Source organism: Anabaena sp. FACHB-1391, from assembly GCF_014696755.1.
Taxonomy (GTDB): Bacteria; Cyanobacteriota; Cyanobacteriia; order Cyanobacteriales; family Nostocaceae; genus Dolichospermum; species Dolichospermum planctonicum.
The window spans coordinates 98,229-124,002 of the sequence record NZ_JACJQS010000002.1 but is presented as its reverse complement, the minus strand read 5'-3'; the positions used below and the strand labels follow the sequence as shown (position 1 = coordinate 124,002).

The window sequence follows — 25,774 nt, the reverse complement described above, 5'->3', positions numbered from 1 at the left end:
AGTCGGCGGGCTAGAAGCCCACCCCACAATTATTAGCAGTCGCAAGCGCGGGCTAGAAGCCTACCCCACAATTATCAGCAGTCGGGTATGTTCTTCTCTACCGACAATATAAAGTATCTCTTGTGTCTCTACCTGTTACAGTATTAGTACCTTTAGCTACTTTACATAATTTATTGTTTTCATCTCGACGCAGTAGCACATCTGTAAAATCAGCACCATCAATTATAGCACCATCAAATTTAGCATTAGCGGCAAATGCGCCTTCTAAAATGGCGTTTGTTAAATTGGTTTTTATCAGACGGGCGGAATCTAATGTAGCGTTAGTTAGGTTAGCTGCTTGTAAATTTGCTGATTCTAGATTAGCAGCAAAAAAACTTACACCTGTTAAATTGGAGTTACTAAAATTACTGTAGCGGAGATTGGCTTTAGTAAAACTAGAGTCTCTTAAATCACGTCCAGAAAAATCAGCACTGATGAGAATTTCTTTGTTATATTCCAGTGCTACAGCAGGGGGGACGATAGCGATGAAAGCGGTGGTGGAAATCATCACCCAAAGTAATAAACTGAATATACTTGTCCAGTTTTGATGTGTATTATTCATGGTATTGTTATTGAATGGCTAATTCTTCTCCATTTAATTATGCAGATATTGGTAACATAGGTGAAGACCTAGTAGCCAAATGGTTACAATCTACAGGTTGGAAAATTTTACACCGTCGCTTTTGGTGTCGCTGGGGAGAAATTGATATTATTGCCCAATATCAAGACACAACGGTGGCATTTATAGAAGTTAAAACCCGGAGTTCCGGTAATTGGGATGAATTGGGTAAAAACGCCATTACTCCCGAAAAACAAGCAAAAATCTGGCAAACGGCGGAAATATTTTTAAGTGAATATCCTGAAAAAGCTGATTATTATTGTCGCTTTGATATAGCCCTTGTTCATTATCAACCTACATCAAAAAAGCTGATAAAAAGGGCAGTTATTGAAGAAGTCTCTCTGGCTAGTTTATCGGTGTCTGGATATGATTTTCAGCTGCAAGAATATATTCTGGCAGCTTTTGACCAACAAATAATATGAGATCAGAATTATTGTCCATTCTGTGATACTACACAAACAGTTTTGAATTTTCAGTTTTAAATTGTTTAAGCCAGTGTTTCTGGACAGTAGCCTAAACCACGCACAAACTGTTGTCTAAATGCTTCAATTTCTTCTCTTTCAGGATTTCCATGGGAAACAATTGCTACTTGATAACGACCCATTACGTCTACAGGGGTTTGTCCAGCTTCTAAACTCCACAGTGCCATTTGTACTCTCATTGGTGGTTGGTAGTTAATGCCTAATTCATTCAAAAATGCCCGAAAATCACCATCTTCCTGGGGTGAAAGCACTTCTTTAAATTTGATTCTGACTACCCAACCATTAATTTGATGAATTATACTAACAAAGGAAATAGGGGTTTCCTTTCTAGCGTGGAGGTGTTGAACGATTCTCAGTGTGAGACTGGCATTGGCCAAGTAATATAAGTATTCGCTCATGGTGTGAAGGATCAAAGCTAATTTTACCTCTCTATCTTCCCTAATCAAGCCCAGTTCCCGGTAGGGTAAAAGCCCCCGTTTTTCTATGGGGAGATTTACCCATTAATTCCCCTTAATGAAAATCAAGTAACAAATAGTATAAGCAAAATTGCAGAAAATGTCTAGTCTAGAAGTACAGGATGTGAATTTAGATTGTTCGTTATCTAGTTATGACTACGAACTTCCACCAGGACTAATTGCTCAAAACCCTGCTGTTCCTAGAGATAGTTCCAGGTTATTGGTTGTAAATTCTCTGGAAAATCCTCATACTATACCAGTTTCTCATCATATTTTCCGTGATTTACCGGAATTGCTGCAACCGGGTGATTTGCTGGTAATGAATAATACGAAAGTGATTCCCGCTCGGTTGTACGGATGTAAGTCTACTGGTGCGGAAGTCGAGGTGTTACTATTGGAAGAACGACAGCATAATTGCTGGTTGGCTTTGGTGAAACCTGGTAAGCGGTTTAAGATAGGCAATGAAATTATTTTTACAGCAGGAGGAGAGGAAAATCAACAGACATTAAGGGCGACGGTGGTTGAATCAGATCCACAAACCGGGGGGCGATTATTGCAGTTTGATTTGCCTCCAGCAGTGCCTTTAGTCCAGGTATTAGGCAAATTTGGCGAAATTCCCCTCCCACCTTATATCACGGCCTCTACCGCTGCTAATGAACAGTATCAAACGGTGTATGCTCAGGAAGCAGGAGCGATCGCTGCGCCAACAGCAGGACTACATTTTACACCGGAGTTACTAGAAAGATTGCGGGTTTGTGGCATTAATCAAGCCTTTATTACTCTTCATGTTGGTGTCGGTACTTTTCGCCCAGTAGAAGTAGAAGATGTGACTACTCACGCCATGCACGAAGAATGGATAGAGGTTTCTGCTGATACCGTTGAGCAAATTCGGGCTACTCAAGCTGCGGGAGGACGCATTATTGCGGTGGGGACAACAGTGGTGAGAGCGTTGGAAGGAGCGGCGCAATTGGGGGATTTACAGCCATTTATGGGGAAAACAAACTTATTTATTTATCCTGGCTATAAGTGGCAAGTTGTGGAGGGTTTAATCACCAATTTTCATTTACCCCGTTCTAGTTTGTTGATGTTGGTTAGTGCTTTAATTGGTAGAGAAAGGTTACTAGATATTTACCAAGAAGCGATCGCCTCTGAATACCGCTTTTATTCTTTTGGGGATGCCATGGTGATCCTACCAGCAGATAAAAAGAAAAGCATAAAATTACATGAGACCTCTGGTGAAAATTAATTAAATATGTGTTTTCCAAAAGCGATACAAAAAAGCTAACATAAGCTAACAATTACCAGCTTTTTCTTCCTGAAAGTGTCGGCACTATGTAGAGATGTTCCATGGAACGTCTCTACCACGGTCAACCTGACCGCTTAACTGGCATTGAATCATGTCGGGGATTAACACTGAGTAATTTAACGTGAGATGTAGTTTGAGTGAGTATAAAGCAGATAAATTTAATTATACCACCAATAATGGCTTTTTTTTGACATACGAAAAAGTGGGAATTTTGGAGTGTTCATTGGCGATACATAACTATATAGTTCTTATTACTGAGTAAATAATACCAATACCAGGACTTACGCAACTGGCACATTGGTAAGGTGAATCAGACTGCAAAAATCCTTGATCAACTCAAAAATCAATGATCAGTAAATCAATGAATATCAATCAATATCAGCCAATTGTCCTGGGATTTTCCGCCATGGTCTTGGCTTCTGCTGTGAGTCTTCCTGCACAAGCCGTTAACATACTCCAAAATGGTAATCTAATTCCCAGTCAAACGATACAAGATGCCTCTCCAAATAACACTTATCGTATTCAGGGTCAGGGCACATATACAAACAACGTCATCCCAGACTGGATTATTTTCAACCATTCCAGTGCCGTTTATGGAGCTATAACGCCACCTGGTACTGCCGTCGGTCGTGGGAGTGCACCCGGACTACCGGGTGTATTTGCGTTAAATGTTGCACCTGGACAGACTGTTAATTCTCCTACTGGTGACCCAGCATGGTTCTTTCAATTTGACGGAGACACACAGTATGGACCGAGATTGAGTCAACAATTGACTGGTCTTACCGTAGGGAAGAACTATACCGTCAGCTTTTATCAGGCAGGAGCATCCATTAACCCTGAAGGTCATACCAATATTTACAACACACCCACATGGGATCAATTCCAGGTTACTTTTGGTAACGAAGTTAAATGGGCTCCTCGGATCGACATGGCTCTTTACGAGAACGTTCGACCCTGGGAGAAAATAACCATGGACTTCACAGCCACTAACACAAGCCAATTGCTGAGTTTCTTCAACGTAGGCGGTCCAGGTGGACAACCTCCTATAGCACTCTTGACAAGCGTAACAGTCGACGACGGAACGCCACCTCCTACGGCTGTTCCCTGGGAAACAGACGCGCTTCCTTTAGTGGGTGCAACCATGGTATTTGGGGCTGGCGTTTTTGTCAAAAGAAAAATTGCCCAAGGGAAAATCAAGAACCTTAATTTTGAACCTTGAACGATACAAAAAAGCTAACATAAGCTAACAATTACCAGCTTTTTTTTCCTGAAAGTGTCGGCACTATGTAGAGATGTTCCATGGAACGTCTCTACCACGGTCAACCTGACCGCTTAACTGGCATTGAATCATGTCGGGGATTAACACTGAGTAATTTAACGTGAGATGTAGTTTGAGTGAGTATAAAGTAGAAAAAATTTAAAGAACATATTGATAAATTTTATTGGAAACCTGTTTTCACAGTCTAGCTCGTATTATGTGGCATCAAGTGGTGGTGCGCCAATTGAAAAACTAAAGCAATATATCAAGGAACAAGACGCACCAACGAAGTAAATAGAATAGAAAGATTAGAATAGAAAGATTGGTTATTTCCGCTTCGCTACAATAACCTGCTCTAACCCCTACCATAAGGGTACATTGAGGGTAGGGACTGCCGCGAGAAGTTCAAATTGGTAAACGATTAATATCTTTGTTGCAACCAATTACTACCATTGCAGAACCTTTTTCCAAACGTTTAGTTGGTTCAGGATTAATGATAAATTTACTATCATGACTTACGGCCAACATATTTAAACCATAACGGTTACGAAGTTGAAGTTCAGCAATAGTTTTTCCATGAAATTCATCAGGAACAATTAACTCCACAATGCTATTATCTGGGTCAAGATCAAATCTTTCTAAAATTCCTGGTTTAGTAAGTGTTCGTGCTAAAGCACAACCGGCTTCATATTCAGGAAATACTACATGATCTGCTCCCACTCGTTGTAATAATTTATGGTGAACTTCACTAGAGGCTTTTGCCACTACGTGAGGTACACCACCTTCTTTTACATTTAAAGTAGTAATAATACTTTCTTGAACGTAGTTACCAATGGCGACAATTACGGTATCAAATTCAAAAATTCCGGCTTCTTTTAGTGCTGCTGGTTCAGTTGAATCTAGTTGTAAAGCATGACCGACTATTTGCTCATTTAAAGCCTCAGAAACTCGTTTTTCGTCAACATCTGTGGCTAATACTTGATAACCTAAATTATGCAATGTTGAACAAACAGAACGACCAAAACGACCTAAGCCAATGACAGCAAATTGGTGATTGTCTTTACGTAAACTGCGGAGAAATTTTAATGATGAAAGATTCATAATGGGTAATGGGTAATGGGTAATGGGTAATGGGTAATGGGTAATTGGTAATGGGTAATTGGTAATTATCCAACCAGGAGATTTTCTTCAGGATAATGAATTCTACTAGGACGAGGATCACCTAGTATGGATGACATTAATAGTAAGATACCAACTCGACCAATGTACATGGTGAGAATTAAAATTAATTTGGCTGCGGTAGAAACAGTAGCTGTAATACCTGTAGAAAGTCCCACTGTACCAAAGGCTGATACTACTTCAAAGAGAATCTGAATAAAGGGAAATTCCGGGTCGGTAATACTAATTAAAACCGTGGAAACAATCACAGTTGCTAATGAACCAAATACTACACCTACTGCTTTTAAAATTAATGATATGGCAATTTTGCGATTATATAATAATACCTCCTCTTTACCTTGCAAAATTGCCTTTGTACAACTGGTAATCACTCGTAAAGTTGTGGTTTTAATTCCTCCTCCTGTACCTCCAGGACTTGCACCAATAAACATGAGCGCAATCATAATGAACAATCCAGCATTGGTCATTTTGCCAATGTCAATACTATTAAAACCAGCAGTTCTGGTGGTAACTGACTGAAACCAAGCGACTAATATTTTTCCGGTTAGATCTAATTTTCCAAAGATGCTATCATTTCTAATTTCTATCATCAAAATAGCAATTGTTCCTAGCACTAATAATATTAAGGTTGTGCTAGTAGCCACTTTAAAATCTAGGGAAAATATTAAACAACTATTTTTTCTGATCAAACGATTACTTTGATAAGTAAAGCTATCTCTTAACCACAAATACATATCCAAAATTACCTGATAACCAATACCTCCAAAAATAATTAATGTGCCAATTGTTAAAATCACTAAAGGAGAAGATTGATAACTGATTAAATTGTCTTTAAATAGACTAAAGCCAGCATTATTCCAAGCACTAACACTATGAAAAATTGCTAACCAAGTTCCTTCTTGCCAACCTTTTTCCGGGACAAAGGCTATCATTAGTAGTAATACTCCCGTGATTTCAAATAATAGGGTAGTTGCAATAATGGAACGGATAATTTGAGCGCTTCCACTCATACCTGGACGATCTAAAGCTTGTTGAATTGCTACTTTTTGTCGCAAATCAAATTTTCTGCCTATTAATAACATCAAAAATGTGGTAGTTGTCATATAACCCAAACCACCAATTTGGGCTAAAAGAGCAATAAACAATTGACCTAAAAAGGAAAAATCAGTACCAGTGTCTACCACAGCTAAACCTGTAACACAAACTGCGGAAGTTGAAGTAAATAATGCCACAATGGGATCATTCCAATTCCCGTTACCAGTAGAAAAAGGCAAGGTTAAGAGAATTGTTCCCAAGAGAATGACAGCGATAAACCCTAAACAAATTGTCCGAGCAACGGTCATAAATAATTAAAAATCAATTAAAAATCAATTAAAAATCAAGAAAATTTGTGCATTTAGGTTATTTTTGAGATTCGCAAGGTAGAATTGATCAGTTACTCCCAGGCAAAAATATCCCTATCTAATTAAAAACATAGATGGTAGCCTAAGAATAAGTTTTTTCTTTTCAGTTTCTTATGTTATCTTTATTTATCAAATAATGAGTCAAATACTTTACAAACAAATTCAGGAATTTTACGACGCTTCCTCCGGGTTGTGGGAGCAGATTTGGGGTGAACATATGCACCACGGTTATTATGGTGTAGATGGTAAACAGGTGAAAGAACGCCGTCAAGCACAAATTGATTTAATTGAAGAACTGCTAAAATGGGCAGATGTTCACGGTGCTAAAAATATCCTTGATGTGGGTTGTGGAATTGGTGGTAGTTCTTTATACTTAGCTGAAAAGTTTGGGGCAAATGCCACGGGAATTACATTGAGTCCTGTACAAGCCGCTAGAGCCATGGAAAGGTCTTTGGCAATGAATTTGAGTCAAAAGACTAGATTCATGGTGGCCAATGCCCAGGAAATGCCCTTTGATGACGATTCTTTTGATTTGGTCTGGTCACTGGAAAGCGGTGAACATATGCCAGATAAAACTAAGTTTTTGCAAGAGTGCTATCGCGTGTTAAAACCGGGTGGGACTTTGATTATGGTGACATGGTGTCATCGGAATACGGATAAGTCAGCACTGACAGCGGATGAACAAAAGCACTTAGAGGACATTTACAGGGTCTATTGTTTACCTTATGTAATGTCTTTAGCGGAGTATGAAGCGATCGCTTGGCAATTACCATTAAATAATATTCGCACTGCTGATTGGTCAACCGCAGTTGCACCTTTTTGGAATGTAGTAATTGATTCAGCCTTCACGCCCCAAGCATTTATCGGTTTATTAATGGCGGGTTGGAGTACAATTCAAGGAGCATTATCTTTAGGGTTAATGCGTCGAGGTTATGAAACTGGGTTAGTTCGCTTTGGTTTATTACGCGGGACAAAGTAAGTCCAATTCTTTCAGATGGTGCAAATAAAAAAGAGCAAAAAATGAATCAATTTTATCAACAAAGTTCTGCTGTTTCTCCAAAAAGTTGGTTTTATTCTTTTTGGAAATTTTCCCGTCCTCATACGATTATGGGAACAAGTTTGAGTGTTTTGGGTTTATATTTAATTACCCTGGGTGTTACTTCTACAAGTTTTTCTGGTTTGCATATTGGGCAAATTTTAGCAACATGGATTGCTTGTATAAGTGGTAATATTTATATTGTTGGTTTGAATCAATTGGAAGATATTGATATTGATAAAATCAATAAACCTGATTTACCTTTAGCTGCGGGAGAATTTACGAGAGGACAAGGACAATTAATTGTTATTATTACTGGTATTTTGGCTTTGGCTGTAGCATGGCTAACTGGACCTTTTTTAATGGGAATGGTAACAATAAGTTTAGCAATTGGTACAGCTTATTCTTTACCACCAATTCGGTTAAAACAGTTTCCTTTTTGGGCTGCTTTATGTATTTTTTCCGTGCGGGGAACGATTGTTAATTTAGGTTTGTTTTTGCATTTTAGCTGGGTATTGCAAAGAAGCCAAGGTATTCCCAGTGCAGTTTGGGCTTTAACTGTTTTTATCTTGGTATTTACATTTGCGATCGCAATTTTCAAAGATATTCCTGATATGGAAGGAGATAGGGTTTATAATATCACAACTTTTACCCTCCAACTTGGACAACAAAAAGTATTTAATCTGGCTCTTTGGGTATTAACTATCTGTTATGGAGGCATGATTTTAGTAGGATTATTTCAGCTTGCGGAAGTTAATACTATTTTTGTTGTAATTACCCATACATTAACTTTAATTGTTTTATGGTGGCAAGGTGCAGGAGTTGATTTACAAGACAAAAAAGCCATTACTAATTTCTATCAATTTATCTGGAAATTGTTTTTCATTGAATATCTACTTTTTCCCGTCTCTTGTTTATTAGCTTAAAATTTGGCTTAAAATCATGTTAGAAACATTTTCTATTTCATCTAATTCATCTAATATTTTCGCAATTTTTGTAGTCATTGTTGGTCTGGCTATTCTTGGTTATTTGAGTATCAAAACATTGATTACTTCTAATTTATTTCAGCAAGGTATCAATTTTTATCAAGCCAAAGATTTTGAAAATGCCGAAATAGCTTTGAGAAAAGTTATTGCTATCAATTCTACCAATGACATGGTACGTTTGTTGTTAGGAGATATTTTAAATCAAAAGGGGCAAATTACCGCAGCCAAAGCGTTATTTTGTGAAGTAATTGATAGCAGTCCTAAAAATCCTGATGCTTATTTACGTTTAGCAAATATTCTCATGCAGGAACAACAGGAAGCAGCAGCAAAAGCTAATTTAGTCACAGCAAAAGAGTTATTGCAAAAACAGCGTCAACCAGAAAGAGCGAAAAAGGTTAGTGTTTTGTTAGATAAAATGATGGCTAAAAATATCTGATAGCAAAGCGTGGCGTAGCCATATTATGATTTTTAGGATTATTACAGTTGATTTGATTTATACAGGACTTACGCAAAATATCTCTCAAATCCTCATTTCTCCGTGACCTCTGTGCCTCTGTGGTTCGTTATTCCATGAATCTTGCGTAAGTCCTATTATACTATGATTTGAGCTTGAAATTTCGTCGGGAGAAATATCAAAATGGTTCAGTCTATTGCAGCCAAGGATGTGACGCTACGGGAATTAAAGCAAAATTTTGGCATTCAAATCGTTCAAGATGCTACTTTTTTTCCTGAGTGGTTGGATGGGCTTGAGGCTTTGAACAAAGAAGAGCAACATTTATTAGATCGGGTGAAGGCTAATTTTTTAGAATTGATGGATGATCCCCCAATGCTAGAAAATACAGTGAAGATGGTGGTACTTGCGCCCTTGTTAGATTTAGCTGGTTTTTATCATAAACCGTTTAGGATTGAAACAGAAACGGGTGTGGCTTTAGAAATGGAGGATGAAGGAACGATTATTCGGGGGCGGATTGATGTTTTGGTGTTAAAAAATCGGCTTTGGTTGTTGGTAATTGAATCAAAACGGAGTGATTTTGCGGTGACACGCGAAATTCCTCAAGCTTTGGCTTATATGTTGGGTAATCAGGAAACTGTGCTACCAACCTTTGGCATGATTACCAATGGTAATGAGTTTTTATTTTTAAAGGTATTGGAACATAAATATGCTAATTCACGGCTGTTTTCTTTGGTAAATCCTGATAATGAGCTTTATAGTGTGTTACAGGTATTAAAACGTTTGGGAACGGAGGCGATCGCCTTCAGTGAGACATAGGAATCGCTAATGGTTAAGAATATTTATTGCATCTTTATATCCTATCTTCCGGGATTATATTGGTAAAAAAATTCTTCAGAATCCATTTTTTGTTGGTTTTCATAGATACTCAACCGTTTTGCAACCGCAACTAAAGCATCTAATGGTGATGTGTATTGAATAGTTTGTTTACGCATTGTCTTTTTCAATTATGGATATAAATTTAAAATAACATAACCTCAGCCTCCCACTTTTAAAACATCCTCTCAGATAAAATCAAAAAAGCTATCAAAAACATTAAAAATTAAACCATCCCTTTCCCTTTATTTATTTACTTCCTTATTATCCCCTCTCACAAATTGTTGAAAATCTTCTATGGTTGGTTCTTCTAATTGATATTTTTCAGTAGTGTAATCTCCATAACCTACTTCAAATTGTTGAATAAAGCGTAACATTCCTACAACTCCCAAGGATTCAATTAATGCTTGATATCCTTGTTGTCTAATTTCTGTTAGTTTCATCTGCTTCCTCCTGTAAAATGTTCATTAACCAAACAACGGGGTTTTCTACTTTAATGGTAATCAAATCTGGATACTTTTTAGCTTTTCTTAATAATCTGTCATCAGTGGTTAAAAATATATCCAGATTATAGGTTTGACTAAAAGCTAAGTGTAAAGCATCATAAAGTTTAAATCCCAGTTTAACTAAGTCTGAGGCTAATGATTCTATTATGTCATTTGTTTGCAGATAATTAGTAGCAATGGATAGGATAGCTTCTAGTTGTTCTTTTTTGAAGAGGTCTGAATTTTTCGCTAGTTCAAATTGCAGTGCATCGCTGTTTACTAATGTCCATTTTTTTTGCTCGCATTGTTCTAAAATGGAGAGCATAGCTTCTGCTTCTAATTTAATCCTAGACTGTTGTAAGTCATCTAAGGAACGACATAAACAACAAATATCAGCATAAATTAAGTAGTTTTTACTCATCGTTTTCCACTTTCTTCAATTATCTGAATCTCTTCTTCTATTAATCCATACAATTTATACACTATCTCATCTATCTAGCTTCAACGATAAAATTTTCCAATTGTATCTTAAGTCCAACTATAAAGCAAGTATCTTTACAAATCTTTGCATCGTGTCCCATTTTGCGCGTATCCCGGCTAGACCCTATGAACAGTATAACCCACATTCCGCACCCCAGGTGTCACAATCGGTAATTATGGCTAACGCCACGCTCCGCTATCGGATTTTTGAATACTTTTGAACTAACGGAATTAGTTGAGTTGCCTCAACATTTTGTTGGACAAGGACGTTGAATGCAATGCAAACACCCAAAGCATATCCAGACCATTGTTTCAACTGAGATAAGGGCATTTTTCACCCTCCTAAATTCACTATAAATAACTAATTTTCTATAAAACTAATTTTCTATAAATAATCTCCTTTTTAACCTATCTTCCGCAGATCCTATGATTAAGGTTTTGTTACGTAGTTATAAATTTTCCCGCCTACCTACTTAATAGTCCATTTGCTTCTTTTAGAACTTGAGAGATTTCAGGTTTATCCGCAGCAATCACATCATCTGGTAAATGTTTATGATAGGGAAAGTTTGGTAGATTAGGAAAGTGAGGGGTGCTATCATAACGAAAAATTAGGTAATTATGTTCGTTTTGAAAATGGTAACGGTAATCGAGAAATTGTAATTGATTGTTTGCGACTACGATAGCTTCGTTTATTTCTAGCAAATGTGTTTGATGGAAACGCAATCGAATTTTGATATTAGCTCGGTTGGGAGTTAAAATTTCCTCTTCGTAACGTTCGACATAAACATTACTGTACATAAGAACTACCTGCTCAACTTGATTGAAGTCATCAGATAGAATATTAGGCAGCATAGTTAAATCTTTGATCTAGTTCCTGACGTAAAGCAAGGTAATGACGGTAATCATTTGCCCATTCTATAAATAGGGCATCATCTGATAATATACCTTGATTATATTGGTAAAAAAATTCTTCAGAATCCATTTTTTGTTGGTTTTCACAGATACTTAATCGTTTTGCAACCGCAACTAAAGCATCTAATGGTGATGTGTATTGAATAGTTTGTTTACGCATTGTCTTTTTCAATTATGGATATAAATTTAAAATAACATAACCTCAAAATATAATACAGCAAGTAGCTTTGAGTGAAGTACACTTTGTGCGGGCAAGACTTGTACTGAGATTGGTCGAAGTATGCCCGCACCACAAGAGTTTTATCATTAATATCTGTACTTCATAATACCGGGAACTGCTGTAATTATAGGAAATGTTGGGTTTCCTGGTGTCAACCCAACCTACTTATTAAAAATATTTGAAAGTGTAAAAAATTAAAGAATCCCTGCACCAGAAACTACCAACCGAAAACCGTTGTCTTTGTTCCTGCGGTCTCCACTATTGTAGCTGCGACTGGCCGAACGGCAATAAGAAGGATTAAGATACCACTGACCACCACGCAGCACACGGTTGTTATTGTTACTCATCCAAGCAATACTACTATTAGGCCAAATAGGCGCGTTTATATAGTTTTCATGCCAACCGTCTTCACACCACTCCCAGACATTTCCGTGCATATCATACAAACCAAAAGCATTAGGGGGAAATTTTCCTACTTCTGTGGTTTGTCCATACTTATTACGATGATTGACTAAATCGGTGGTAATGGTATCACCGAAGTAGTAGGGAGTTGTGGTATTAGCTCTACAAGCATATTCCCATTCTGCTTCACTGGGTAAGCGATATAATTTACCTGTAGCTTTACTTAGTCTAACACAAAATTCCTGTGCGTCATGCCATGATACATTTTCAACTGGAAGATTTGCACCTTGGAAGTGTGAGGGTTTAGACCTTAAATCAATTTTCACCTTGGGTAAATATGCTACCCTTTCCCATTGGGCTTGAGTAACAGGGTATTTTCCCATGTAAAAGGGTTGAATGGTAACTTGATGTTGGGGTCTTTCTCTATCATATCCTTGTCCTTCCGGTGAACCCATGAGGAATTTTCCTCCAGGTATTGCCACCATTTCTAAAACTACACCATTTCCTAGATTTTCATTTTGGTGAGGATAAACTGGTGGTTTTACTGGTGGAGAAATAAATTGTAAAAATTGCTGGTAGGAATTAGGAGAAACTGGTAGTTGTGGGGCGATAATTGTCGGTGGAATTTGTTGTATTTGCAATGCTGATAAAACCTCGTATGCTGATTGAAACCGATTAATCGGTAAATCCTGCAACATTTTATCTAAAACTATTTCCAACTCCTGACTCACAGAAACATATTGTTTCCATATCCACTGCATTCTCATGGAATCAAATAGTAAATCATCACCGTCAGCTTTGGGAAAATATCCTGTTAATAAACGAATACAAGTTACAGCCAAACTATAAAGATCACTATTGGGAAAAACCATCCCGCGAAATTGTTCTGGTGGTGCATATCCCGGCGTTCCCGTAATCGTTCCCACTCTAGTCAGAACAGTTCCCCCAACTTCTTTAGAAACTCCAAAATCAATTAGGAATAAAGCATCAGTTTGGGAACTTTTAATAATATTTTCTGGTTTAATATCTCGGTGAATGACTTTATTATCATGGACAAATTGTAAAATAGGTAATAATTCAACTAATATCTGTTTAACTTCTGACTCGCTGAATTTTCCTTTTTGTTGTAATTCATCTAAGAGATTTTTACCTTCGATAAATTCCTGAATTAAATATAGTCTTCCTTCTTGGGGAAAGAATGCGAGTAAATCAGGAATATGTGAATGTTTTCCTAAATCTCGCAGTCGAAAAGCTTCTTGTTTAAATAACTCTGTCGCTTTTTCTAAAGCCGCACTTCCCGACTGTTGGGGTAAAAATTGCTTAATTACACAGGGAGTATCTAATCTTTGTTTGTCTACTGCTAAAAAGGTTCTCCCAAAGCCACCTTCACCAATTACCCGCACACTACGATATCGTTCTTGCAATATTAGTTTACTTCCACAACGTTGACAAAATATCGTGTCCGGTGGATTTCGCTGTAGACAGTCGGGGTTAAGACATTGACTCATAGATACTCGTTGGGGCTAATCGTTTGAGTATAATTATACAATATTTTCCATTTTTACCCCAAACCTAATTAATTCACCGCAAAATCACTATATTTTCTTCTGGTTGGTGAATGAAATGCTAAAACAATATCTTGTTTTGGTACTCCTAATTCTAATAAATCTTGAGCAATTCTTCTTTCAGTTCCATTGTGTTGTATCCAAATTTTACCATCTTTAATATCAATATGTAGCATGATTCCATGAATGCGTTTTTCTCCATTCCATCCCACAGTCATTAATTGATAATGATTATGTTCTTTATCAATAATTACCTGTAATTCTACATCTCCATAGGATGGTTTATATTGACTATATTCTTTGAGAATACTTTCAATATAATGCCGATACTTTTCTAATTTATCCATTGAGATATTACCTCCTCGTCAATATTATAAACAATAATTTTTAACTGATAATCAATAATAGCTATCTGAGTAAATTCTAGCTTGAAAAAACTTTCATAAATATCAAATGGGACAGCTAAATATAAAATTCTTTCTGGTTCTTGCCGTCGTAAAATTAAGCGATAATTCAGCAGTTGTCCAAGAGCTTGATGAAAGTCAGAAATTGTGGAATCACCAAGAAAACTTTTGATCTCAACAGCTATTTTTTCATTGTCTTTTTGGGCTGCAAGCATTTTTTCTGCACCCAAATCAACATATAAATCTACTCCTCCAAATTGAATAAATAATGGATCATTTGTAATTGTCCATCCTTCTTTAATTAAAGCATTTTTGACAACATCGTGAAATTTGTCTTTAGCCATTATTTATATTTTTACTATTAAGTAATCTATGATACTTAGTGGGGATGGGATATAAGCAACACAAGTACCATTGTGATCAGGACGAATAACTGTGGTGTAGTCTTGTAAAGACCTGATAAGGATTATATCATGTTTGAGTTACTTTATTATAATAAAACAACCTTTATTTAGGAGTAATTACTAAACATGATTATAAAAATGGGTAAAGTCTATCTTGTTGGTGCTGGACCTGGAGATGTGGCCTATTTAACAGTTAAAGCCTATCGTCTTTTACAAACTGCTCAAGTATTAGTCTATGATGCTTTAGTTGATAGTCAATTATTAGATTGTGTCCCTGGTAATTGTCTAAAAATAGATGTTGGTAAACGCGGTGGTCAACCTAGCACTTCCCAAACTGAAATTAACGATTTACTGGTAAAATATTGTTTAGAAGGTAAACAAGTTATTAGACTAAAATCAGGAGATCCTTTTATATTTGGTCGCTGTCTTTTAGAAATTGCAGCTTTAAAAACAGCCGGTTGTGATTTTGAACTCATTCCCGGAATCTCTTCGGCATTAGCAGCACCATTATTAGCGGGAATTCCCCTCACAGATAACGTTCTTAGTCGTTGTTTTGCAGTCTGTACAGCCCATGAACCAGATACTTTAAACTGGGAAGCATTAGCAAGCTTGGAAACCTTAGTAATTTTGATGGGAGGAAAAAATTTACCAGAAATAATCCATCAAATGATAAAATATGGAAAATCCTATTCTACACCCATTGCTATTATCCGTTGGGCTGGGACACCAAACCAACAAATCTGGACAGGAGAACTGGAAAATATTCTCCAGCAAACCGCTGGTTTATCTCTCTCTCCCGCAGTTATAGTTATTGGTGAAGTTGTGAGATTACGCGATTACTTGTAATCTAACTATAATCTAAAAAAATCTCCTCTTTGCGTCTTTGCTCCTTTGCGTCTTTGCGCGAAACCAAAAATTATTAATGCAACAACCGTGAATTACAATCTTTCCCCCCTCGCTGGTAAAACCATCTTAGTTACCCGTTCCGTCGGTCAATCAAATCAATTTAGCGATCGCTTAACCTCCGCAGGTGCTAAAGTAATAGAAATGCCAACTTTGGAAATTGGACCTCCTAGTAGTTGGGAAGCTTTAGATCAGGCAATTTTACATTTATCAACTTTCAATTGGCTAATTCTCACCTCTAGTAATGGGGTAGAATACTTTTTTCAAAGATTAGCAAAATCTGGTCAAAATCAAGATGCTTTATCTGGGGTAAAAATTGCTGTTGTTGGTGAAAAAACAGCCCAAAGTTTGCAAAAACAAAATATACAAGCGGATTTTATTCCTCCTGACTTTGTTGCTGATTCTTTAGTGGAAAATTTTCCTGAATTGCTAACAGGTAAAAAGATATTATTTCCTAGGGTTGAAAGTGGTGGCAGAGAGGTGTTGGTTAAAGAATTAACGGCCAAAGGTGCGGAAGTAATTGAAGTTCCCGCTTATGAATCTTGCTGTCCTCAAAATATGCCAACTGCGGCTGAATATGCTTTAGTTAATAATACCATAGATATCATTACTTTTGCGAGTTCTAAAACTGTGCTATTTTTCTCCCAATTAACAGCACCTATTTTTACCTACAACCCGGAAATTTTAGCCAGGGTTTCTATAGCTTCCATTGGTCCTCAAACTTCAAAAACTTGTCATTCTATCTTGGGCAGAGTGGATATTGAAGCGGAAGAATATACTTTAGAAGGTTTAACAAATGCTATTATTAAGTATGTAATCAAAGAATCACGAACCACAGAGGCACAGAGATCACAGAGAGATGTATTTAATCACTAATGAATAAAAATTTAATTGGTTTAACTGGTGGTATTGCGACGGGTAAAAGTACAGTTGCTCATTATTTGGCTACGGTTTACAATTTACCGATTTTAGATGCAGATATTTATGCGAGAGATGCTGTGTCTCTTGGTTCTCCTCTTCTATCAAAAATTGTAGGAAAATATGGTAAAGATATTATATTAAATGATGGTAATTTAAATCGAGGAAAATTAGGAGAAATTATTTTTAATCTTCCCCAAGAACGTCATTGGGTAGAAAGTTTAATTCATCCTTATGTTAGAAATTGCTTTGATCAAGCTATTAAGGAATCATCTGCAAATACTTTAATTTTAGTCATTCCTCTCTTATTTGAAGCCAATTTAGAGAGCTTAGTTAATCAAATTTGGGTTGTATCTTGTTCGGAACAACAACAACTAGAAAGATTAATGGCAAGAAATAATTTAACAGCAGAACAAGCAGCAGCAAGAATTAATAGTCAATTACCCATTGCTGAAAAAATCGCCCGTGCTGACGTAAATTTAGATAATTCCTCTAATTTAGAATCCCTTTTACAACAAATAGATATGGTGATAAAAAAGGGTATTTAAAAACCCCTTATTTTCCTTTGCGTCTTTTCTCCTTAGCGACTACCCCTGCGGGATATCTAAAAGAGATTGCGCGAAACAAAATTTAACTTTCTCCCCCCACTACAACATCCTTAATTCGCAAACTCGGACCACCGCAACCCACCGGTAAACCATTTTGTCCACCTTTACCACAACCCCCGGATTCATCCCAGTAAAAATCATCACCAATGGCTTCTATATCTGCGAGGGTTTGGAAGACGTTACCGGAAAGGGTAACATCTTTTACGGGTTCAGCAATTTTCCCGTTTCTAATCATCCAAGCTTCCCCAGCAGTGAAAGTGAACATTTCCCCATTCGTCATTCCACCTAACCAATTTTGGGCATAAACTCCTTCTTTGATATCAGTAAATAAGTCGGGGACTGGGGTTTTCCCGCGTTCAATCCAGGTATTTGTCATTCTGACAATGGGGGAAAAGTGATAATTGAGACAACGAGCATTACCCGTGGGTTGCTCCTCTAATTTACCAGCAGTTTCACGGGAATGCAGTCTACCAACTAATATACCATCCTGAATTAACTGGGTAGTCGTTGCGGGTGTACCTTCATCGTCGTAAAAATAACTACCGCGATGTCCTTCGGGTACAGCACCATCAAATATTTGCAGTTCTTCGGGTCCAAAACGTCTTCCTAAAGTCATAACTTCGAGAATATCCGGGTTTTCATAGGCCATGTCCGCTTCGGAAAGATGTCCGAAGGCTTCATGAACAAATAAACCAGTGAGAATGGGATCAATCACTACGGTGTAAGTGTTGCCTTTGACTGAAGGTAATGATAAAGACGTAACTGCTCTTGCTGCTGCTGCTTTAACTTGTTTGTCTAAATTAGTTAGGTCTTCGTAGGCTTTGCGAGAACCAGTAGTTTCTCTGCCGGTTTGTACTGTGTCTCCATTCCTGGCTGTGGCTGCAAAGCGCATTTCCATATCTACCCAAGATTGGTCAATGAAAGTACCTTCAGATGTGATAATAATTACTCTTTGGCTGCTGTCACTATAACGGACGGAAGTAGTAGTAATACGGCTATCTAATGTTTTCATTAATTCCGTATAGCGATCGCATAATTGTTTTTTCTGCTTCAGCGAAACTTGACGGGGATCAGTACCCAAGATCGGTAATTGACATATTGCTTGGACAGGATCAATAGGTGCGAGTATAGTTTCTTCATCACCAATTATCCGGGCTGCGACGATGGCTTCTTCTATGCGGTCTTCAATGGTTGCTAATTTATTAAAACTACTTAATCCCCAGCCACCTTTATAACAAGTACGAATCTGGCCACCAATAGAAATACCCTCACTGAGAGTTTCCACTTGCTCACCACGTAAGACAATATCTGTTCCTTGGGATTCTTCTAAGCGAATCATCAAATAGTCCACACGGGAAGAGTAACGGGAAATTAAATCTGAGAGGAGATTTTGAACATCAGTAAGTTTGGTTGTCATTGCAAAATTCACTATCAGTAGGTTGGCGTTAAAAATTGTCGTTATGACAAGGGAACAGGGAACAGGGAACAGGGAACAGGGAACAGGTTTTGGGCAACTTTACTTTTCGTTACTTATGTCGTTTTTTTCCGTTCACCTACTTAAACTACATTTATTTTTACTCAAAAACATATTTTTCTGCTACTTTCCAATACCGGGAAAACCGCTTTAAATCAATATATCCATCATATTCAAAAAACGGTTCTACAGCAAAAACTTCCAATTTTGCAGACTTTTCAATTTGATCACAAATATCACTAAAGAGGGGACTGGGGCTATCTGTAGTCACCACATGATTAGTATTATGTTCTTGAGCAAACGCTAAAACTTCTGCTGCTACATTCCCCCGGCGAATTTCTACGGGTAATTCTAGCAAACATTCGTAAATAAACGTGAGGCGTTTTAATCCAATATGCCACTTGGTAATTAAAGCATCATCCCAAACCCAAAGGGCTGGAGCTTGGGGATATTCTTGAAGTGCGGGGTTGTAGGGACTTAGACAGTCTCCATTTACCCAAACAACTGGTTGATTCATCATCTGTGCTGATCTATGTCAATAGAAGAATATATAAAATCCAATACCCATCTTAAATCATAACGGTGAAGTTGGATCATGTGCAAAGGGCTTAAATCCTTTACATTCCTGTAAAATAGGCATTCTGGCCTCTCACGTGAATTGCGTTGTCAACATTATCAATAAATTTTTGCTCATTTTTAGCAAATCGTAACTATAGATACATACAATTATAACAACCGTGGCTAACATGATAAAAATATTTGCTGAAAATATTTGATTAACAGGAAACATCAATAATCAAAAAAACCATTGTTCTTGTTCATCTTTCCCTTTTAATAAAACCAGCTGACAGGAGTTTACCTTCTTAAATAATTTACTTGACAAAATAATCTTTACTGCCTTAAACATCAGGCTCAATAACACTTAATCACAATTTGGTATAACTGAGGACTTAGATGGGGAATCAAAAACACCTTTGTGGTAATTTCCCAAACTACTGAATATCCGCAGTTAACCTCCTGGTGATATTTCAGCTAAACAATCAAGGAGTTAACCATGGTTCGACAAATGTGCTGGTTATCTAAGTCTAACGGTGATGATGAAAAGATTTTGTACTTGCAAACTGCATCTGGACAACCTTGGCGGCCTTATACAGCTTTTCCTCAAATTTCAGTTCCAGATCATCGCGTTCCTCGCGGTTCCAAGGGTTGGGCTACTTATCAAAAACTCTTAAAAGCAGGTTGGACTTTAGTACCTAGTGCTAGAGGCAGCGAATTTGGCGAAAGTTGTTATACAGAGTCAACAGTGCAGATTTCATAACCCATACTACCATCTCTGGATTCTTTGCGCCTTTGCGTCTTGGTGCGAAATAAATTCATCAGTTACACCCGCAAGACCTTACAATAGATAGGGTGTGTTAACTGTTGTCAAGAACATTTAGAGAACATTTATATTTATGCCCCCTCGTTGGCCTCGCAAACCAGACCGCAAAGATCCAGAGTTTCGTAAACTAGATGATCGCATGAATTTTGCTGTTCATGTCGGTATTTGTGCAACTGTGACTTCGGGATTGTGGTTTTTCCACATTTTGAAAAATACTCCCTGGGAATGGCTACCAGGGTTAACAATTGGTTGGATAGGAGTATTAATACTGCATCTAATTTACATTGGTGCGATCGCTAATTACGATCAAACTCCACCAAAATCTACCTAAAGAATGAAAATTAAGCTAGGGTATTCTCACCTGTGGTAGTAGCTCAAGTCTAGCTACTTGAGTAATAATGTGAAATAAGCTAAGATATACCAATGTTACTAACAATGAGATTGTATTTATGGCTCAAATCAATACCACAGAATTACTAGAAACCCTAGCCGCAGAAATTGGTGAAAGTGTTTATATAGATATTGCTAAATGGCATCTTTATTTATCCGATGCCAGATTGCATAAGATTGTGGCTGAAAAGTTGTATCCTTTAATTACTTCTTGTGCTGTCAATGAAGATCAAGTAATTGCAGTTTTAGAATCTATTACCGTCAAAGTCGGTGGTGGGAGAAAGGAACTATCTTTAATTGATTTATTACCATTACAATGTCAAGTAGCCTTAGTGGATATCTTAGAAAAATATCAACGGGAAATATAATCTTTACTTTCTTACCATTCCCATTGGCAGATTTACACATTTGAATAATGGAGGTTGATCAAAATGTTTTTACAAATCAAAGATAGCCGCGATTTGGTGAAAATAGTTGATGTTCAAGAACTATTTGACCCCACTATTAAAATCGTCCATGCCCAAGATCAAGAAGGACAAGAAGAACAGGAAACGGACACTTATAAAAAGGAAGAATTAATATTTCCCTCTGGGGAAAAATTACCGCGTTGTTGGTTAGATGCCCATTATAGAGAGACTTGCTTAACTTGATTTTAATGATGTAGGGTGATTTGGTTCACCCTATGATTATAATATTATGATTATAATATCATGGGTCTTAACCCTATAAATTGGATTTGAGATTAACTATAAATGCCAGCCAAAGATATTTATCACAATACAGTTAAAACCGCCTTAGAAAAAGATGGATGGAAAATTACTGATGATCCCTTTAAACTAAAGTGGGGTTTAAGAGAATTATTTGTTGATTTAGGGGCAAAAAAATTACTAATTGCTGAAAAAGCAGAACGGAGAATTATTGTAGAAATTAAAAGTTTTATTAATCCATCGGCGATCGCTGATTTGCAAAATGCACTAGGACAATATCTTTTATATACAGACATATTAGAAGAAAGTGCAAATGAATATTTATTATATTTAGCTATTCGTGAATCAACATATAAAGAAATTTTTTCTGAACCTATTGGTACACTAGTTTTGAAAAAACATAAAATCCACCTACTTATTTTTGATCCCACCCAACAGGAGATTACACAATGGATAGACTAAATGAATATCAACAAATTATCCAGGAAGTATTAACTGAATATGCAGCAATTCCTTATTACCACAGAGAATTGCAAACAGAATTAATTATTGGTAAAAACGATAAAGATTATTTATTAATAACTTCTGGTTGGGAAAAAAGTGTGAGAGTTCATGCTTGTATTGTCCATATACAAATTATTAATAGTAAAATTTGGATTCAAAGGGATGGAACAGAAGATGGAATTGCTAACGATTTAGTTAATGCTGGTATTCCTAAAGATCAAATTGTTTTAGGTTTTCATCCCTTGGAAATTCGTCCTTATACAGAATATGCTGTGAGTTAAAAACAAAAATAGATCCCCGACTTCTCTCAGAAGTCTCGGATCTAAATAAATTGATTTAAATTGATTGTCAAGTAGTGAACTTAACTAAACCCCTACTTTTTCTTCTTCTGTTACACCCTCAGCACCTTGAGAAAAAGCTTTAGAAATCCAATAGGTGAAAATATGAGAAAGTACACCTAAAGGACCTGCAAATAAACACAAAGCTATCGAGTGAATTGTCCAAATGCCGGTTTTTTGTCCTTGCCAATAAATCCATCTTCCCACAAATAAATCCATGACTAAAAAATGAATCCAACCTGTAGCAGCAGCAGTTTCATTACTAAAAAACTTGGCTATATCTGCTAATTGAGGATTTGATAAAGCAGCAGCATTTTCTGGGGTAATGCTAGTGACAAATAAATACAAATACCCAGCAGCTAAAACCACAAAAGGTAGATAAGATTCCATGACCTTGCGGGTGACATTCCAATTAGGTAAAAGAATCATCAAAGCCCAAAAAGGCAAAACAAAAACATTCGCAACATTAAACAAATCTGTGGTATTCATAAGATTAGGTGACAGTTGACAGTTGACAGGTGACAGTAATGAGACTTACAAAGTTACTAATTGAGATTCTATTGCTGAAGATTGTAAATTACGACCGATAAAAACTAAACTGGTTTGTTTTGCTTCTTCTAGTTTCCAAGGACGATCATAAAATTTATCAAATCTATTCCCTACACCTTGCATAACTAACCGCATGGGTTTATTAGCAACAGCTACAAATCCTTTAATACGGTAAATTTCTTGTTCCTGTGCCAGTTTTTCTAATCTTGCTTGTAGCTTTTCCGGGTCAAAAGTCCGGTTTAAAATCACGTGAGTTGAGTTAATTTCATCATCATGATCATGGTCTTCTTCTGTGTCGTGGTGACTAGGACGATTATCTAAATTATCTTCAACTGCGGCTGCAAATCCTAATAAGATAGATGGGTCTAATTTACCATAATCACTAGCGACAATTTTCACAACTCTCGGTAATTCTTTCTTGACTAATTCTAAAACTTGTCCTTGAGTTTCACTATCAACTAAATCAGTTTTATTCAAAATCACTAAATCAGCACAAGCCAGTTGATCTTCAAACAATTCTTGTAATGGTGTTTCATGTTCTAGACTATCATCTTCTTGTCTTTGGGCGGCTATAGCATCTAAATCACTAGCAAAAGTTCCCGCAGCAACCGCAGCACAATCTACTACTGTAATTACTGCATCTACCGTAGCAGCATTGCGAATTTCTTGCCAACGAAAGGCTTTAATTAAAGGTTTCGGTAAAGCCAACCCAGAGGTTTCAATGATAATATAATCAATACTATCGCGGCGTTTAATTAATTCCCGCATGGTCGGGTAAAATTCCTCTTGCACGGTGCAGCATAAACAGCCGTTTGTCAGTTCAAATATGTTAGTATTTTCTGGAGTTTCTTGTACTTCATCTTCCGGGCAAATTTGACAGGATTTTAATAATTCTCCATCTATTCCCAGTTCACCAAATTCGTTGACTAATACTGCTATGCGTCGTCCTTGGTTGTTTTGGAGGAGGTGACGGATAATGCTGGTTTTACCGCTTCCTAAGAAGCCAGTGATGACGGTAACGGGGATCTTTGTAGCCATGTTTTGTGTGTAGTTTTGAAATCAATTTTACCATATATTGTCTAACCCCTCTCCAAACCTCTCCCCGCACCCCTCCCTGACCCTCCCCTACAGGGGAGGGAAAAGGAGCAGTTTTTATGATTGGAGAGGCTTAAATCCCAATAGAGTTTTGTAAAGAGTTTATTAAGCCCTTTTCTCTGTGTTCTCTGTGCCTCTGTGGTTTGTTTTAAAAAAGAATTTTATTTAAACTGAAAAGTATTGGCTGAAATACTTAATTTAATATTACTAATTATTAGTTTAAAAGCCCCTCTCCGACACGGAGAGGGGTTGGGGTGAGGTCAGATTATTTTAATAATATCCAATTTCTATCATGTTGAAAAATTCCTGCACTACTTCATCAGGATGGTTATAACATCTTTGGGCATCAAATCTTTCTACAACTTTGATACCGTTTTTCTTGAAAATCCGTTCTCTTTCTTGTTCTTCTACTCTGCGTTCTGCGGTGTGATATGGTCCATCAACTTCTAAAACTCCCCATTTACCGTTATAACAAATGAGAAAATCAGCTTCTTTGTTTTCTCTACCTTTGGGTGTGGTAAGTCGTGCTAAGGAGTTGGGGACAAATAAAACTCCAGTTCGGTCTAATGCTTCAGCAATTTTGATTTCTGTTTTTGATCGGAAACGTAGGTTTTCCCAAGTGTGAATTGTTGAGTTTGCATAAAATTGAACTCCTTGGTTATTAGAAGTATTATCTACATCAATATTTTTTTCTGGCTTATTAACAGTATTATCATTTTCAAGAGTTTTGCTGATAATTAAATCTGTAGTTTCTATAATCTTTTTATATAAACTGGCAAATTCTCCAGGTGCAAAATTACCGTTGATAGGTCGCCGTTCTGTTTTATCCACATTACCAAAATCTAAATATTCCGAATCAAGATATACATATTCACAAATTACTTCCTCTAGGTTTGTTTTACTGTTAATTTGCCAATCTTTTATACAAGCACCTGTTAAAGTTGCATTGTAAAAATTTGTACCAATTACTTGGGATCTTTCTAAATCAGCCTCACTCAGGTTAGCCTCACTCAGGTTAGCCTCACTTAGGTTAGCCTCACTCAGGTTAGCCCCACTCAGGTTAGCCCCACTCAGGTTAGCCCCATACAGGTCAGCCGCTCTCAGGTAAGTCTCTAGTTCAGGCATAAACAGGTCAGCCCCTCTCAGGTCAGCCCCACTCAGGTCAGCCATAAACAGGTCAGCCCCACTCAGGTTAGCCATAAACAGGTCAGCCCCACTCAGGTTAGCCATAAACAGGTCAGCCCTAAACAGGTTAGCCCCACTCAGGTCAGTCCCACTCAGGTTAGGTCTTACATCTGGATTTTCATCTCTCCACTTATTCCAAACCTCTACTCCTTGCTTCAGTATTGCTAAATGCTCATTATTTGCCATAATCTAGTTTTTATACCTAAAATAGCCAATATTCGGATTTTAACCTAATTTCATTAAGTTTAATCAAAATAGCGATCGCTTTGTTTTCACAAAAATGCGATCGCTATGAGTATTCATCAAGTTTTTGAAAGTGAAAGTTTAACCAAAATTTTAACTTAGATCAAAACATTTCTACTTAGCATTTACCATGCTTAAAGACTTAATAGCATTTCTTTCACTTAACAAAAACACAAGATATTGATTAAGACTAACTCCTTCTTTCTCTGCATTTTCTGTTAATCTCTCATGCAATGATCGAGGTATACGTAATAAAACCTTACCACTGTATTGAACTTGAGTTGAGGGTAAGGGAATTTCATCCCCATATTCATAGGCTGTTTCTATCCATAAACTACGTGCTTCTTCAATATTAAATAACGTTTCATCTGTTGTTTCTCCCTGAGTCATACATCCAGGAAGGTCTTTAATTTCTGCTACATATCCCCCATCAGGATCAGGGTAAAGTGTAACTGGATATTTCAAATTCAAGTAAAATTCCAGTGACTCACGTTCAGATTTATTTTTCTTAGACATA

Annotated in this window: 35 protein-coding genes and 1 pseudogene; 17 read left to right on the top strand and 19 right to left on the bottom strand. The window is 37.0% G+C overall.

The annotated features are described in order from the left end of the window. Window positions 1–97 precede the first annotated feature (97 nt). Window positions 98–601 (bottom strand): pentapeptide repeat-containing protein, encoded by a 504-nt coding sequence (locus tag H6F62_RS01650; RefSeq protein ID WP_190371164.1) that lies wholly within the window; start codon window positions 599–601, stop codon window positions 98–100. 14 nt (window positions 602–615) lie between these two features. Here H6F62_RS01650 and H6F62_RS01645 point away from each other — a divergent pair, with 14 nt between their 5' ends. Continuing rightward, the gene (locus H6F62_RS01645; protein WP_137906734.1) at window positions 616–1,080 is read left to right on the top strand and encodes a YraN family protein; all 465 of its coding nucleotides are present in this window, start codon (window positions 616–618) and stop codon (window positions 1,078–1,080) included. 65 nt (window positions 1,081–1,145) lie between these two features. On the opposite strand, the gene H6F62_RS01640 is transcribed toward H6F62_RS01645, so the two are convergent. Further along, window positions 1,146–1,538 carry a hypothetical protein gene (locus tag H6F62_RS01640; protein WP_190371163.1) on the bottom strand — a complete coding sequence of 131 codons (393 nt, stop codon included), beginning with the start codon at window positions 1,536–1,538 and terminating at the stop codon, window positions 1,146–1,148. Between the two features lie 157 nt (window positions 1,539–1,695). Between H6F62_RS01640 and queA the strand changes: the two genes are divergently transcribed. From queA to H6F62_RS20800, 3 genes and pseudogenes are all read left to right on the top strand, one after another. After that, window positions 1,696–2,841, top strand: a complete 1,146-nt coding sequence (queA, locus tag H6F62_RS01635) for a tRNA preQ1(34) S-adenosylmethionine ribosyltransferase-isomerase QueA (protein WP_190371162.1) — start codon at window positions 1,696–1,698, stop codon at window positions 2,839–2,841. Between the two features lie 406 nt (window positions 2,842–3,247). Beyond that, window positions 3,248–4,120, top strand: a complete 873-nt coding sequence (locus H6F62_RS01630; RefSeq protein WP_190371161.1) for a hypothetical protein — start codon at window positions 3,248–3,250, stop codon at window positions 4,118–4,120. Window positions 4,121–4,311: 191 nt separating this feature from the next. Then, window positions 4,312–4,453 (top strand): annotated as a pseudogene (locus tag H6F62_RS20800) (transposase); the annotation flags it as partial. A gap of 111 nt (window positions 4,454–4,564) precedes the next feature. On the opposite strand, the gene H6F62_RS01625 reads toward H6F62_RS20800, so the two are convergent. Together H6F62_RS01625 and H6F62_RS01620 are read right to left on the bottom strand one after the other, a co-directional pair. Next, window positions 4,565–5,260, bottom strand: coding sequence for a TrkA family potassium uptake protein (locus H6F62_RS01625; RefSeq protein WP_137906780.1), 696 nt, complete (start codon window positions 5,258–5,260; stop codon window positions 4,565–4,567). Between the two features lie 65 nt (window positions 5,261–5,325). Further along, window positions 5,326–6,681, bottom strand: a complete 1,356-nt coding sequence (locus tag H6F62_RS01620) for a TrkH family potassium uptake protein (protein WP_190371160.1) — start codon at window positions 6,679–6,681, stop codon at window positions 5,326–5,328. Window positions 6,682–6,877: 196 nt separating this feature from the next. Between H6F62_RS01620 and H6F62_RS01615 the strand changes: the two genes are divergently transcribed. The 4 genes from H6F62_RS01615 to H6F62_RS01600 all read left to right on the top strand — a co-directional run bounded on the left by H6F62_RS01615 (window position 6,878) and on the right by H6F62_RS01600 (window position 10,033). After that, window positions 6,878–7,720 carry a methyltransferase domain-containing protein gene (locus H6F62_RS01615; protein ID WP_137906729.1) on the top strand — a complete coding sequence of 281 codons (843 nt, stop codon included), beginning with the start codon at window positions 6,878–6,880 and terminating at the stop codon, window positions 7,718–7,720. A gap of 41 nt (window positions 7,721–7,761) precedes the next feature. Continuing rightward, the gene (locus tag H6F62_RS01610) at window positions 7,762–8,703 is read left to right on the top strand and encodes a homogentisate phytyltransferase (protein WP_137906728.1); all 942 of its coding nucleotides are present in this window, start codon (window positions 7,762–7,764) and stop codon (window positions 8,701–8,703) included. A 16-nt stretch (window positions 8,704–8,719) separates the two neighbouring features. After that, window positions 8,720–9,199: a tetratricopeptide repeat protein gene (locus H6F62_RS01605; protein WP_190371159.1), complete on the top strand. Its 480-nt coding sequence runs from the start codon at window positions 8,720–8,722 to the stop codon at window positions 9,197–9,199. A gap of 201 nt (window positions 9,200–9,400) precedes the next feature. Beyond that, the gene (locus H6F62_RS01600; RefSeq protein ID WP_190371158.1) at window positions 9,401–10,033 is read left to right on the top strand and encodes a type I restriction enzyme HsdR N-terminal domain-containing protein; all 633 of its coding nucleotides are present in this window, start codon (window positions 9,401–9,403) and stop codon (window positions 10,031–10,033) included. Between the two features lie 41 nt (window positions 10,034–10,074). Here H6F62_RS01600 and H6F62_RS21150 read toward each other — a convergent pair whose 3' ends face one another. From H6F62_RS21150 to H6F62_RS01565, 9 genes are all read right to left on the bottom strand, one after another. Beyond that, window positions 10,075–10,209: a hypothetical protein gene (locus tag H6F62_RS21150; protein WP_255501492.1), complete on the bottom strand. Its 135-nt coding sequence runs from the start codon at window positions 10,207–10,209 to the stop codon at window positions 10,075–10,077. A 126-nt stretch (window positions 10,210–10,335) separates the two neighbouring features. Beyond that, window positions 10,336–10,533 (bottom strand): hypothetical protein, encoded by a 198-nt coding sequence (locus tag H6F62_RS01595; RefSeq protein WP_137906725.1) that lies wholly within the window; start codon window positions 10,531–10,533, stop codon window positions 10,336–10,338. Then, complete coding sequence (locus H6F62_RS01590) at window positions 10,514–10,996, bottom strand: PIN domain-containing protein (RefSeq protein ID WP_190371157.1); 483 nt, start codon at window positions 10,994–10,996, stop codon at window positions 10,514–10,516. The genes H6F62_RS01595 and H6F62_RS01590 overlap by 20 nt, the downstream gene beginning before the upstream one ends. Window positions 10,997–11,251: 255 nt before the next feature. After that, on the bottom strand, window positions 11,252–11,386 hold the full coding sequence (locus H6F62_RS21145) for a hypothetical protein (protein ID WP_265584178.1): 135 nt from the start codon (window positions 11,384–11,386) through the stop codon (window positions 11,252–11,254). Between the two features lie 134 nt (window positions 11,387–11,520). Continuing rightward, window positions 11,521–11,907: a toxin TumE gene (gene tumE / locus H6F62_RS01585; protein ID WP_190371156.1), complete on the bottom strand. Its 387-nt coding sequence runs from the start codon at window positions 11,905–11,907 to the stop codon at window positions 11,521–11,523. Beyond that, on the bottom strand, window positions 11,897–12,127 hold the full coding sequence (tumA, locus tag H6F62_RS01580) for an antitoxin TumA (protein ID WP_137906724.1): 231 nt from the start codon (window positions 12,125–12,127) through the stop codon (window positions 11,897–11,899). Before tumA ends, tumE begins: the two co-directional genes overlap by 11 nt. A gap of 254 nt (window positions 12,128–12,381) precedes the next feature. Next, window positions 12,382–14,097 (bottom strand): SUMF1/EgtB/PvdO family nonheme iron enzyme, encoded by a 1,716-nt coding sequence (locus tag H6F62_RS01575; RefSeq protein ID WP_190371155.1) that lies wholly within the window; start codon window positions 14,095–14,097, stop codon window positions 12,382–12,384. 68 nt (window positions 14,098–14,165) lie between these two features. After that, window positions 14,166–14,501, bottom strand: a complete 336-nt coding sequence (locus H6F62_RS01570; protein WP_137906722.1) for a XisI protein — start codon at window positions 14,499–14,501, stop codon at window positions 14,166–14,168. Then, the gene (locus H6F62_RS01565) at window positions 14,489–14,905 is read right to left on the bottom strand and encodes an element excision factor XisH family protein (RefSeq protein WP_137906721.1); all 417 of its coding nucleotides are present in this window, start codon (window positions 14,903–14,905) and stop codon (window positions 14,489–14,491) included. The genes H6F62_RS01570 and H6F62_RS01565 overlap by 13 nt, the downstream gene beginning before the upstream one ends. Before the next feature lie 183 nt (window positions 14,906–15,088). Between H6F62_RS01565 and cobA the strand changes: the two genes are divergently transcribed. From cobA to coaE, 3 genes are all read left to right on the top strand, one after another. Beyond that, window positions 15,089–15,808, top strand: coding sequence for a uroporphyrinogen-III C-methyltransferase (cobA, locus tag H6F62_RS21290; protein WP_190396089.1), 720 nt, complete (start codon window positions 15,089–15,091; stop codon window positions 15,806–15,808). Between the two features lie 87 nt (window positions 15,809–15,895). Continuing rightward, window positions 15,896–16,741 carry a uroporphyrinogen-III synthase gene (locus tag H6F62_RS21285; RefSeq protein WP_347238688.1) on the top strand — a complete coding sequence of 282 codons (846 nt, stop codon included), beginning with the start codon at window positions 15,896–15,898 and terminating at the stop codon, window positions 16,739–16,741. Further along, window positions 16,741–17,331 (top strand): dephospho-CoA kinase, encoded by a 591-nt coding sequence (gene coaE, locus H6F62_RS01555; RefSeq protein WP_137906720.1) that lies wholly within the window; start codon window positions 16,741–16,743, stop codon window positions 17,329–17,331. The genes H6F62_RS21285 and coaE overlap by 1 nt, the downstream gene beginning before the upstream one ends. Before the next feature lie 82 nt (window positions 17,332–17,413). Here coaE and H6F62_RS01550 read toward each other — a convergent pair whose 3' ends face one another. Together H6F62_RS01550 and H6F62_RS01545 are read right to left on the bottom strand one after the other, a co-directional pair. Further along, window positions 17,414–18,808 (bottom strand): TldD/PmbA family protein, encoded by a 1,395-nt coding sequence (locus H6F62_RS01550; RefSeq protein WP_190371154.1) that lies wholly within the window; start codon window positions 18,806–18,808, stop codon window positions 17,414–17,416. Between the two features lie 157 nt (window positions 18,809–18,965). Further along, complete coding sequence (locus tag H6F62_RS01545) at window positions 18,966–19,382, bottom strand: deoxyribodipyrimidine photo-lyase (protein ID WP_137906779.1); 417 nt, start codon at window positions 19,380–19,382, stop codon at window positions 18,966–18,968. A 537-nt stretch (window positions 19,383–19,919) separates the two neighbouring features. Between H6F62_RS01545 and H6F62_RS01540 the strand changes: the two genes are divergently transcribed. The 6 genes from H6F62_RS01540 (at window position 19,920) to H6F62_RS01515 (ending at window position 22,128) form a co-directional block, all read left to right on the top strand. Beyond that, the gene (locus H6F62_RS01540; RefSeq protein ID WP_137906718.1) at window positions 19,920–20,183 is read left to right on the top strand and encodes a hypothetical protein; all 264 of its coding nucleotides are present in this window, start codon (window positions 19,920–19,922) and stop codon (window positions 20,181–20,183) included. A gap of 136 nt (window positions 20,184–20,319) precedes the next feature. Next, entirely contained in the window at window positions 20,320–20,577 is a 258-nt protein-coding gene (locus tag H6F62_RS01535) for a hypothetical protein (RefSeq protein WP_137906717.1), read from the top strand. 118 nt (window positions 20,578–20,695) lie between these two features. Next, complete coding sequence (locus tag H6F62_RS01530; RefSeq protein WP_137906716.1) at window positions 20,696–21,004, top strand: DUF3181 family protein; 309 nt, start codon at window positions 20,696–20,698, stop codon at window positions 21,002–21,004. 63 nt (window positions 21,005–21,067) lie between these two features. Further along, entirely contained in the window at window positions 21,068–21,286 is a 219-nt protein-coding gene (locus tag H6F62_RS01525) for an acetyltransferase (RefSeq protein WP_137906715.1), read from the top strand. 102 nt (window positions 21,287–21,388) lie between these two features. Next, complete coding sequence (locus H6F62_RS01520; protein ID WP_137906714.1) at window positions 21,389–21,805, top strand: element excision factor XisH family protein; 417 nt, start codon at window positions 21,389–21,391, stop codon at window positions 21,803–21,805. Beyond that, window positions 21,793–22,128, top strand: coding sequence for a XisI protein (locus H6F62_RS01515; protein ID WP_028083321.1), 336 nt, complete (start codon window positions 21,793–21,795; stop codon window positions 22,126–22,128). The genes H6F62_RS01520 and H6F62_RS01515 overlap by 13 nt, the downstream gene beginning before the upstream one ends. An 84-nt stretch (window positions 22,129–22,212) precedes the next feature. On the opposite strand, the gene H6F62_RS01510 is transcribed toward H6F62_RS01515, so the two are convergent. The 4 genes from H6F62_RS01510 to H6F62_RS01490 form a co-directional block, all read right to left on the bottom strand. Next, entirely contained in the window at window positions 22,213–22,674 is a 462-nt protein-coding gene (locus tag H6F62_RS01510) for an ABA4-like family protein (RefSeq protein WP_137906713.1), read from the bottom strand. 45 nt (window positions 22,675–22,719) lie between these two features. Then, window positions 22,720–23,772 carry a cobalamin biosynthesis protein CobW gene (gene cobW, locus H6F62_RS01505; protein WP_190371153.1) on the bottom strand — a complete coding sequence of 351 codons (1,053 nt, stop codon included), beginning with the start codon at window positions 23,770–23,772 and terminating at the stop codon, window positions 22,720–22,722. Between the two features lie 327 nt (window positions 23,773–24,099). After that, entirely contained in the window at window positions 24,100–25,200 is a 1,101-nt protein-coding gene (locus tag H6F62_RS20795) for a pentapeptide repeat-containing protein (protein ID WP_242025888.1), read from the bottom strand. A 171-nt stretch (window positions 25,201–25,371) separates the two neighbouring features. Further along, the gene (locus tag H6F62_RS01490) at window positions 25,372–25,773 is read right to left on the bottom strand and encodes a type II toxin-antitoxin system HicB family antitoxin (protein WP_190371152.1); all 402 of its coding nucleotides are present in this window, start codon (window positions 25,771–25,773) and stop codon (window positions 25,372–25,374) included. Window position 25,774 lies beyond the last annotated feature (1 nt).